This is a genomic window from Fructilactobacillus sp. X3R5C2 (genome assembly GCF_059901175.1).
The window spans coordinates 1-274 of record NZ_JBWXVC010000026.1 but is presented as its reverse complement, the minus strand read 5'-3'; the positions used below and the strand labels follow the sequence as shown (position 1 = coordinate 274).

Genomic DNA, 274 nt, shown 5'->3' with positions numbered 1-274 from the left:
ACCCACATGTACGCGGAGGACGCCTACTCCCCCGCCCAGATGAGTGCTGTTGAGAGCAGCCCAGGGAAATATGCTTTTACCACAGCATTGAGCGCCGAGCTGATAGCGGGCGATGAAGTGTTTTTACTGGCCCTGAACAGTGCTTCGCGTAAAAATGAAATTGCTCACAAAAAAATAAGTGAGCCCACAGAAACGGTAGAGCACACGCTTTCAAAACCCAACCTTGATTACATGTCAAGTTTTAAACTAGTGGCACTGGTACGCACCCCAGCAG

General features: G+C 50.0%; 1 protein-coding gene. It reads left to right on the top strand.

Features of this window, described 5'->3' with window-relative positions; all coding sequences use genetic code 11:
- On the top strand, nt 1-274 hold a 274-nt coding region (locus tag AC6UD4_RS07295), incomplete at both ends, for a hypothetical protein (protein ID WP_500709647.1).